Origin of the sequence: Vreelandella aquamarina (assembly GCF_020075495.1) — a bacterium.
In the GTDB taxonomy this organism is placed as follows: domain Bacteria; phylum Pseudomonadota; class Gammaproteobacteria; order Pseudomonadales; family Halomonadaceae; genus Vreelandella; species Vreelandella aquamarina_A.
Window position 1 is genome coordinate 57,632 of the sequence record NZ_JABYQT010000014.1, and the last position, 10,061, is coordinate 67,692.

The window sequence follows — 10,061 nt, forward strand, 5'->3', positions numbered from 1 at the left end:
TATCGCCAAACCGCTTGAGTTGTTAGATTACCTAAAACCTATCTAAAAAGCGGCACAAAGCGCAATATTAAATGTAATTTTACTACAAAAAAACCAGGCTGCCGGTTTTGACAGCGATCAGGGTGGCCACCATCTGAATATGGTGCGCGCATTTACTTTACGCCCTCTACTCTAACGCCGCTACCGACGGGCCATATGCTTGAAGAGTCGCCTGGATATCATGCTTATACATTTTTTTAGGAGAATTTTACGGACGTCAGTCAACAGTCGTGATGAGATAGCCAACTGACCCTTGGCATAACTCAAGAGCGGATCAATGACCATTTCTTCCGGCCGGCTCCACTATCAGGAAACCTATCGAAACTGGGCACAGATATTCAAGATCATGTCGGTACTCTGGCTGGTACTGGCCATGTTCATGACCCTGCCATGGCTCGTGCTGCTTCTGGAAGGTGACCCGGACGCCGCCGCCTTTGGCCTGTCCATCGTGATGGTGGTGGGCGCTACGCTTCTCGCCTGGTTGCTGACCCGCGGTGTCTCGCTTGAATTGCGCCCCTGGCAGATGTTCGTTCTGACCGCGTCGAGCTGGGTCAGCATCACCGGGTTTGCAAGCCTGCCGTTGATTCTGGGCGCGCCGCAACTGAGCATTACCAACGCCGTGTTTGAATCGGTGTCTGCGATTACCACCACCGGCTCGACGGTGATGGTGGGTATCGAGCACCTCTCCGATGGCCTGAAGCTATGGCGAGGCTTGATGCAGTGGATGGGCGGCATCGGCATTATCGTGATGGGTATCGCCATTCTGCCGTTTCTGAAAGTGGGCGGCATGCGGCTTTTTCATACCGAATCCTCCGACTGGTCGGACAAGGTAATGCCGCGAACAGGCGGTATTGCCAAGGCGACCTTGAGCGTCTATGTGGCCCTGACCCTGCTGGCCATGGCCTGCTACTGGCTAGGCGGCATGCGCCCGCTGGACGCCATCGTGCACGCCATGTCATCGCTTTCGACGGGCGGTTTTGCCAACTCCGACGCCTCCTTCGGCGCTTATTCGGAAAAGCCCTGGCTCTTGTGGATGGCAAGCGCCTTCATGCTCAGCGGCGCGCTGCCCTTCGTGCTGTATATCCGCTTTATCCGCACCTCACGCAGCGCGCTGTGGAAGGACCAGCAGGTACGCGGGCTATTGAAGCTGCTGCTGGCAGCGATTCTGATCCTGAGCGCCTGGCGGGTGCTTCAGGGCGATCACTGGTTCGTGTCGCTCACCCACGTTACCTTCAACGTGATTTCCGTTGTCACCACCACCGGCTACGCCTCGGACGATTACACGCTGTGGGGCTCGCTGCCGGTGGTGGCGTTTTTCTACCTGACCTTTGTCGGGGGCTGCAGCGGCTCCACCAGCGGTGGCATGAAGGTTTTCCGTTTTCAGATTGCCATGCTGATGCTGCGTAACCAGCTGCGCTATCTGATCCATGCCAACGGCGTATTTACCACGCGCTATAACCAGCAGCCGGTTACCAGTGATATCTCCAGAAGCGTGGTGGCGTTTTCCTTTTTCTTCTTCATCACCATTGCTGCACTGGCGCTTGCACTTTCCGCACTGGGGCTGGACCTGGTAACGGCGCTGAGCGGCGCGGCCACGGCGGTGGCCAATGTGGGCCCGGGGCTTGGCGATACCATTGGCCCCGCCGGCAACTTCACCAGCCTGCCGGATGCGGCGAAGTGGCTCTTGTGCATCGGCATGCTGATGGGCCGCCTGGAAATTCTCACCGTGGTGGTACTGATGACACCGATGTTCTGGCGCCGCTAGATGGCTTGCGCACGCACGGGCTCCACCAGAAGCCGATACCCTACCCCGGCTTCGGTCTGCAGCAGTACCGGCGTCTGGGGGTCGTCGCCGAGTTTCTGGCGCAGCCGGCTGACCACGATGCGAAGGTAGTGGGTATCATCCACGTGGGTCGGTCCCCACACCTCCTTGAGTAGCTGGGTCTGGGTCACCACCCGGCCCGCATAGCGGCACAGGCGGGCCAGCACCGCGAACTCCTTGCGGGTAAGGTGCACCGGCACCTGATTCAGCGCTACCCGGCGAAGCTCAAGATCGATGGCGAGCCCCTGGCTTGCATAGCAGCTGGCGACTGCCTCGCCCTTCGCCCGCAGCACCTGACGCTGCACGGCGCGGATACGCGCCAGAAGCTCCTGAATACCGAACGGCTTGGTCACGTAGTCGTTGGCACCGTTATCCAGCGAGCTGACCTTCTCCTCTTCACGGTCACGCACGGAGACCACGATCACCGGCACGCTGCTGTGCTCACGGATCCCGCGCAGCACCTCATGGCCATCCATGTCGGGCAGCCCGAGATCGAGCAGCACCACGTCCGGCGCCTGGGTATACACCGCCCCCAGCGCCTGCTCGCCGTTCTCGGCTTCAAGTACCGCATACCCTTGGGACGCCAGACTGATACGCAGAAAGCGTCGGATCTGCGGCTCGTCGTCAACGATCAGAATGCGTGTGCTGCCTTCACTCTTCATCGGCTCTCCTTGGGTCGGTCTCCAATAGTGGCAGGGCAATGATGATGGCGGTGCCCCGCCCGCTTTCTGCAGTATCGGCACTGATCGAACCGCCGTGCGCGCCGATCATGCCGCGGCAGATCGCAAGGCCCAGACCACTGCCGTGAGCGCTGCGGTCGCCATCGCCACCGCTGTAGAACATGTCGAATACCTGCTCACGCAGATCGTGCGAAATACCCGGCCCCTGATCCTCGATGGTGATGACCAGCGTCGCGGGCTCTGCCTCACGCAGATGCGCCTTGATATAAAGCTCCCCACCCGGCGGTGAAAATCGCTGGGCGTTATCCAGCACGTTGACCAGCGCCTGTTCGATCAGCGCCGGATGAACGTACAAGAGCGGCAGGGAGGCAGGCCACGACCGGCGCACCGTGACGTGCTTCAAGGAGTGCTCCAGGCGTTTGAGCGCCGAGTTGATCAGGTCCTCGAACGCCACCCAGTCACGCTCGAGCTTGAGCGTGCCGTGCCCCAGGCGCGTCATGTCCAGAAGATTCTGGATATAGCGGTTGAGCCGCTCGCTTTCGGACAGGATACCGTCGAGCAGTTCGCGCTGGTCACTGTCACTGAGCTGTGGCTTGAGCTCGATCAGCGAGCTGGTCGCCCCGATGATCGAGGCAAGCGGCGTGCGCAGATCGTGGGAGACCGAGGAAAGCAGCGCCGAGCGCAGCCGCTCGTTCTCCTCGGACACCCGGGTGGCGTTGAGCTCGGCCACCAAGCGGGTACGCTCCAGCGCCATGCTGAGCTGGCGCACCAAGGTATCCATCAGCGCTTCCTGCTCGTGGCTCAAGGCCTTGGGAGCCGCCGACAGCTTGAGCGCCAGCATGCCCACGCCTTGCCCCTGCACGGTCAACGGCGTCAGGCGCCAGGCCTGCTGGCTGAGGGTCTGGGTGCCTCGTCCGCTGGGTTTCTGGTGCTGCCAGCTCCATACCGCGGCCTGCCGGGCGGTGATGTCCAGGTGCTCGGAGGCCGGCAGCGCGTGCAATACGCGCACTTCGCTGGCACTTTCGGCGCTCTCGAGAAAGGCGGTGGGCACCGCAAAGCAGTCCACCAGGGTATCCACCCCCACCTTGGCAACGCCACCGCTGTCGGTGGCCATGGAGAGCTGCTCGGCGTAGCGCAGCAGCAGCCGGGTCTGGTCACGGCTTGCGCGCAGCGCCATGAGTCGCTGCCGCCCGCGCCCGGCAAGCTGGCCCACCACCAGGGCCACCAGAAAGAACAGCACCACCGTCAGCAGCTGGCCGCGCTCCACCATCGCAAAGGTCAGGCGCGGCTGGGTAAAGAAGAAATTGAACGCGAGAAAACCGGCCACAGCGCTGAACATGGCCATGGTGGTGCCTGCCCATACGGCGCTGAACAGAACCGCGGCCAGAAACACCAGCGACAGATTGGCAAGCTCCAGCCAGGGCTCCAGCAAAAGCGCCACGCAAAGCGATGCCGCCACGCCCAGGCTGGTGGCAATGAACTGAGGAGGACGCAGCCGTAAACCCAGACGGCGCAGCGGCCGACGGCGATTGCCGCTCCCCTTGGCCACCACGACGATATCGAATGCGCCGGCGCGGGCCAGCAGCCTCTGCGCCAGTGGCCGCGACCATGGCCATCCGCGGCGCCGAGCCTTGCGCCCCACCACGATCGTGGTGGCATTGATGGCGCGGGCGTAATTGAGCACTTCACTCAGTTCACTTTGCCCCTGCAGACGTAGCGAATCACCGCCCAATCGGGCCACCAGGCTGAAGGTCTGTTCAACCGCCAGCTGCTCGCCGGCGCGGTCGTCGCCCCTGTCTACATAGACGGCGCGCCACACCGCCAGACGCCGTTCGGCCATCCGGTGGGCCGCGCGCACCAGCGATATATCCTCGTCACCGCCGTTGATGACCACGACCAGGTGCGGCCTGACCGGCCAGGGCCCCGGCCGGCCGCCAGCGTCCATGGCGACCTTGACATCGGCATCGACCCGCTCGGCCATGGTCTGTATGGCCAGCTCGCGCAGCGCGTTGAGGTTCGACTCGTTGAAATATCCCTCCATGGCGGCCCGAGCCTGCTCGGGGATGTACACCTTGCCACGCCTCAGGCGCTCGAGTAACTCGTCGGGAGTGAGGTCAACCAACGATACATCGCGGGCGCGCTCGAGCAGCGTATCGGGCACGGTTTCGCGCATGCGAATACCGGTAATCCGGGCGACATCGTCATTGAGGCTCTCCAGATGCTGGACATTGACCGTGGTCCACACATCGATGCCCGCGTCCAGAAGCTCCTCGATATCCTGATAGCGTCTGGCATGACGGCTGCCGGGGATATTGCGATGGGCAAGTTCATCCACCAGCAGAATGCCGGGGCGCCGCGCCAGGGCGGCATCGAGATCGAACTCGTGAAACGTTCGTCCGTGGTGCTGCAAAGGCGAAAGCGCAATGCGCGCCATCCCCTCGCACAGCGCCTCGGTGTCGGCACGCCCGTGGGACTCGACCACGCCGATCACGATATCCTCGCCCTCTTCCATGCGCTCGCGCGCGGTGCGAAGCATGGTGTAGGTCTTGCCGACGCCAGGAGCGGCGCCCAGGAATACACGCAAACAGCCACGCGCCTCCCGGCGCGCGGCTTTGAGTAACGCATCGGGATCGGGCCGTTGATCCACTGAGTACATCGTGTCACTCCACGGTGTTTGAAGGGCTATCGTCCTCACCCGAGGCCGCCGGGTAGCGTTCATCAAGGCTTGCGTTCAGCCGCAGCACGTTGATCACCGGCGCCCCCAGCCAGCCGGTATTCTCAAGGGCGGGCTCAAGCAGTGCGGTCACGCTAGCTTCGTCGATTTGGCGCACCTGCGCTACCCTTGCCACCTGGAGTCTGGCGGCTTCCGGCGAGATATGCGGGTCAATCCCGGAACCGGAGGCGGTAATCAGATCGACCGGTATCTGATCGACACTGACACCTTCACGCCGGGCAATGGTTTGGGCGTCTGCCTCGGCCCGCTCGCGCAGCGCAGCGTTGCCGGGTGCCAGATTGGAGCCGGATACGCTGGCCGCATCGTTACCCGCGGCGGAGGGGCGGCCGATAAAGTAGCCATCACCGACAAAGGTCTGGGCGACCAGGCGGGAGCCGATGACCCTTCCCGAAGGATCCCGCATCAGGCTGCCGCCCGCCTGCTCGGGAAACAGCCAGCCGCCGACGGTGGTGGTGGCCAGGGGGTAGGCAAGCCCCAGCAGCACGGCCATCACGGCCAGAAAGCGCAGCGCGCTGCTCCAGGAGGCGCGTGTCTGAAGTGCCTCGTCCTTCACGTGTAATGTTTCTTGCGCGACGTTCTCGACGGTTTTCATCGATGTTTCTCCTAGAGGAACAGGGCGATCAGCATGTCCAGCAGCTTGATGGCAGGAAACGGCAGCAGCAGCCCGCCGAGCCCATAGATGAACAGATTGCGACGCAGAAGCTCGGTGGCCGAGGCCGCCTTGACCGACACCCCGCGCAGGGCGAAGGGAATCAGTGCCGGAATGATCAGCGCATTGAACAGCACCGCGGCCAGCACCGCCGAGGTGGGCGAGTGCAGATGCATCACATCCAGCACGCCAAGCGCCGGGATGCTCGCGGCAAACAGCGCCGGGAGAATGACGAAGTACTTGGCGACGTCGTTGGCCAGCGAAAACGTGGTCAGCGCTCCCCGGGTCACCAGCAGCTGCTTGCCGATTTCCACCGCGCTGATCAGCTTGCCGGGGTCGGAGTCCAGATCCACCATGTTGGCGGCTTCGCGGGCGGCCTGAGTGCCCGAGTTCATCGCCAGACCAAGATCGGCCTGGGCAAGCGCCGGGGCATCGTTGGTGCCGTCCCCCACCATGGCCACCAGGCGGCCGCTGGCCTGCTCTTCGCGAATCAGCGCCAGCTTGCGCTCCGGGGTCGCCTCGGCAATGTAGTCATCCACCCCTGCCGTGGCGGCAATCGCCGAGGCGGTGATCGAGTTGTCGCCGGTGATCATGACCGTCTTGATGCCCATGGCACGCAGCTCGGCAAACTTCTCTGAAATACCGCTCTTGATCACGTCAGACAGGGCCACCACGCCCAGCAGCTGCCTGCCTTCGGCCACGGCGATGGGCGTGGCGCCGTCTCGAGAAATACGTGCAATCACCTGCTCGTAGTCGCCGGGTATCTCGCCGCCCTGGGCCGTCACCCAGGCGGCGATGGCGTTGGGCGCCCCCTTGCGCAGCGTGCGTCCGCTCGTGAGATCAACGCCGGATAGCCGGGTCTGGGCGCTGAAGGCTTCGAACGTGGCGCCATCGGCCTCTTCACTGAGCTGACGATCCACGCCCTGCTCGGTGGCAAGCGCGACAATCGAGCGGCCTTCCGGGGTCGGGTCCTCCAGTGAGGTCAAGAATGCCACGTCCCGCAGGCGCTGGCGCGATACCTGCTGGCAGGGGGCAAACTCCGTGGCGCGGCGATCCCCCAGGGTAATGGTGCCGGTCTTGTCCAGCAGCAGCGTATCGATGCTGCCGGCAATCTCGACGGCCTTGCCCGACTTGGCCACCAGGTTGGCGCGCAGGGCGCGCTCCATGCCGGCAATGCCGATGGCCGGCAGCAGCCCGCCAATGGTGGTGGGAATCAAACACACCAGCAGCGCCACCAGTATCACCGTGGACGTTTCCACGCCGACAAAGGCGGCCATGGGCACCAGGGTGACCACCACGATCAAAAACACCAGGGTGAGCATGGCCAGCAGCACCGACAGCGCCAGTTCCGACGGCGTCTTCTGGCGGCTGGCGCCTTCGACCAGGGCAATCATGCGATCCAGCAGCGACTCGCCGGGATTGGCACTCACCTCGATGATCAACTGATCCGACAGCACCCTGGACCCCGCGCTGACACCGCTGTTATCGGTTCCGGCTTCACGCAGTACCGGGGCGGACTCGCCGGTCACCGCGGATTCGTTGATGGACGCCGCGCCCTCGACGATGTCGCCATCCGCCGGAATCAGCTCACCGGCCATCACCTTTACCTTATCGCCGCGGCGCAGGGAATCGGCGGATACGGGGCGCGTCGAGCCATCGGCATCGAGTTTCTGCGCGGTGAGCTCCCCCCTGGTCTTGCGCAATGCCCCGGCGTGCGCCTTGCCGCGGGATTCCGCCAGCGACTCCGCGCCGGTGGCGAACAGCACCGTGGCCAGCAGCAAAAGCGCAATGGTCAGGGCAAAGCCACCGTTTTCGCCCTGGGCAAAGGCCACGGGGGTCAGCGCAAGGCACACTACGGTGCCAATGGCGACCACCGCCATGACGGGATTGCGGGCCAGAAGCTGCGGCGCCAGACCCTTGATCGCGCCAGTGACCACCTGCCCCACGGGCAGCGAACGGCGCGGCTTGTCGGCTAACTGTGTATCTGACATCTCGTTTCTCCTAGAAGCCCTGCACGGCGGCTTCGGCAATGGGGCCCAGCACCAGCACCGGCAAAAAGCCCAGCAGATTGACAATCACGATCACCCCGGCGGTCAGGCCCATGAACGCCGGGCTGTCCATGGGCAGCGTGCCCCGGCCGGCAGGAGCGGTGCGCTTGCCCGCCAGCCACCCGGCCACGGCCAGAGGCACCAGCATGGGCAGAAAACGGCCAATCAGAAGCGCCACGACGCAGGCAAGGTTCCACCAGGGCGTGTCGTCACCCAGCCCCTCGAAACCGGAGCCGTTGTTGGCAAAGGCCGAGGTGAATTCGTAAAGCACCTGAGACAGGCCGTGAAAACCGGGATTCGAGTTCTGCACGGCGCCGGGCATGGCCACCGTGAGCGCCGAAAGCCCCAGAATGACCAGCGGCTGGGCCAGAATCGCCAGGGAAATCCAGCGCATCTCCCGGGTCTCCAGAGGCTTGCCGAAAAGCTCCGGCGCCCGGCCGACCATCAGCGAGCCGACAAAGGCGGCGAGCATCAGGTAGAGAAAGAAGCCGATCAGCCCCACGCCTATGCCACCAAAGGTCACGTTCACGAACATGTCCATCAAGAGCATCATGCCGCCCATGGGGTTGAAGCTGTCGTGCATGGCGTTGACCGAGCCGTTGGAGGTCTGGGTGGTCCAACTGCCCCACAGCGCGGAAAGGTCGGTGCCGAAACGCAGCTCCTTGCCCTCCAGGTTGGCCCCGGGCTGGGAAAGCTCGATAAGCGCGGCGTTGGGCATCCGCTCGGAGTAGACCACCACCGAGGTGGAGACGAGCGAGAACGCCAGCATCACCGCCCCCACCCCCAGCATGAGCCGCCGGCGACCGCTGATCAGGGCAATGGCAAACAGCAGCGCCACAGGAATCAGCGTCAAAGAGGCGGTTTCAACCACGTTGGCAAGCGGCGTGGGGTTCTCGAGCGGCACGCTGGAATTGGGTCCGTACCAGCCGCCACCGTTGGTGCCCAGCTGCTTGATGGCGACCATGGAGGCCACCGGCCCGAGCGGGATGGACTGTACCTCCTCGACCTGGGCATCCAGCATTTCAACCTGAGGCGCTGCCTGATAGCTTGCCGGTACGCCCTGCCAGGTGAGCAGCAGCGCCACCACGACGGCCAGGGGCAGCAGAACGCGGACCACGCTGCGAGTCAGGTCCTGGTAGTAGTTGCCCACGCCTTTGAGCACGCTGGCGCCGCGCTTGACCAACAGCGTGCGCGCGATGGCCACCAGCACCGCAAGCCCCGTGGCCGGAGTCAGAAACTGCAGCGTGACAATCGCCAGTGTCTGACTCAGGTGCGAAAGCTGTGCCTGGCCCGAGTAGTGCTGCTGGTTGGTGTTGGTCGCAAACGATACCGCCGTATGCAGCGCGGTATCCCAAGGCATGCCAGCGATACCATCCGGGTTCAGCGGCAGCACGCCCTGGAACATGAAGACCAGCCAGGCCAGCAGGATCAGCCCGGCATGAAGCTTCAGGATGGCCAGCGCATAGGCCTGCCAGGTCATGCTCTGATGGCTGTCGATACCTGCCAGGCGGTAGATGGGGGCTTCGATGACGGCAAACAGCGCATCCATCCGGGTTCGCCGGCTCCCCAGCGCCCGCCCCATGTAGAGCCCCAGCGGCACGCCGAGCAGCGCCACCAGCGCGTAAATGGCGATCATGTCGTTCATGGCGATCTCCTAGAAACGCTCGGGGCAGATTAATGCGTAGAACAGATACGTGGCCGTAACCGTCGCGATGATCAGCAGTACGATATTCATCAATGCGCCTCCTGTGATTGACGCATCGAGCATAGAGAGAGCCGGCGTAAAAATTCGATGCCGTTTGCGGCGCTCGGCGTTAAAAAGGCGTAAAAAAACGCCCCTGCGGGCGTTATTGGCGGGCAAGCGCTCTCGACAGCTTCACCGGGAATGGGTGACTATCCCTTTCATCCTGTCCTTTCACCTGTTGCACGAGTGCTTCTATCGTCATGAAAATCATCATTCTTGGCGCCGGCCAGGTCGGCGGCACCCTGGCGGAGCACCTCGCCCGCGAGGAGAACGACATCACCGTGGTCGACACGGACGCCAATAAACTGCGCGAGCTGCACACCAAGCTCGATATCCGCACCGTGA

General features: G+C 63.4%; 8 protein-coding genes. 2 read left to right on the forward strand and 6 right to left on the reverse strand.

Annotated features, from left to right (window positions below; genetic code table 11):
- Positions 1-316 precede the first annotated feature (316 nt).
- The gene (locus HW452_RS16000; RefSeq protein ID WP_224107101.1) at positions 317-1,804 is read left to right on the forward strand and encodes a TrkH family potassium uptake protein; all 1,488 of its coding nucleotides are present in this window, start codon (positions 317-319) and stop codon (positions 1,802-1,804) included.
- Here HW452_RS16000 and HW452_RS16005 read toward each other — a convergent pair.
- The 6 genes from HW452_RS16005 to HW452_RS17760 are packed head-to-tail and all read right to left on the reverse strand — an operon-like array spanning position 1,801 to position 9,740.
- Positions 1,801-2,523 carry a response regulator gene (locus HW452_RS16005; protein ID WP_224107102.1) on the reverse strand — a complete coding sequence of 241 codons (723 nt, stop codon included), beginning with the start codon at positions 2,521-2,523 and terminating at the stop codon, positions 1,801-1,803. The genes HW452_RS16000 and HW452_RS16005 overlap by 4 nt on opposite strands.
- Entirely contained in the window at positions 2,513-5,197 is a 2,685-nt protein-coding gene (locus HW452_RS16010) for a sensor histidine kinase (protein WP_224107103.1), read from the reverse strand. Before HW452_RS16010 ends, HW452_RS16005 begins: the two co-directional genes overlap by 11 nt.
- Before the next feature lie 4 nt (positions 5,198-5,201).
- Entirely contained in the window at positions 5,202-5,867 is a 666-nt protein-coding gene (gene kdpC / locus HW452_RS16015; protein ID WP_224107104.1) for a potassium-transporting ATPase subunit KdpC, read from the reverse strand.
- Between the two features lie 11 nt (positions 5,868-5,878).
- Positions 5,879-7,915 (reverse strand): potassium-transporting ATPase subunit KdpB, encoded by a 2,037-nt coding sequence (gene kdpB / locus HW452_RS16020; protein ID WP_224107105.1) that lies wholly within the window; start codon positions 7,913-7,915, stop codon positions 5,879-5,881.
- Between the two features lie 10 nt (positions 7,916-7,925).
- Positions 7,926-9,617: a potassium-transporting ATPase subunit KdpA gene (gene kdpA, locus HW452_RS16025; RefSeq protein ID WP_224107106.1), complete on the reverse strand. Its 1,692-nt coding sequence runs from the start codon at positions 9,615-9,617 to the stop codon at positions 7,926-7,928.
- A gap of 9 nt (positions 9,618-9,626) precedes the next feature.
- The gene (locus HW452_RS17760; RefSeq protein WP_425348117.1) at positions 9,627-9,740 is read right to left on the reverse strand and encodes a potassium-transporting ATPase subunit F; all 114 of its coding nucleotides are present in this window, start codon (positions 9,738-9,740) and stop codon (positions 9,627-9,629) included.
- Between the two features lie 176 nt (positions 9,741-9,916).
- Here HW452_RS17760 and HW452_RS16035 point away from each other — a divergent pair.
- Positions 9,917-10,061, forward strand: a 145-nt coding sequence (locus HW452_RS16035; RefSeq protein ID WP_224107108.1) for an NAD-binding protein, incomplete at its 3' end; no start/stop codon positions are given.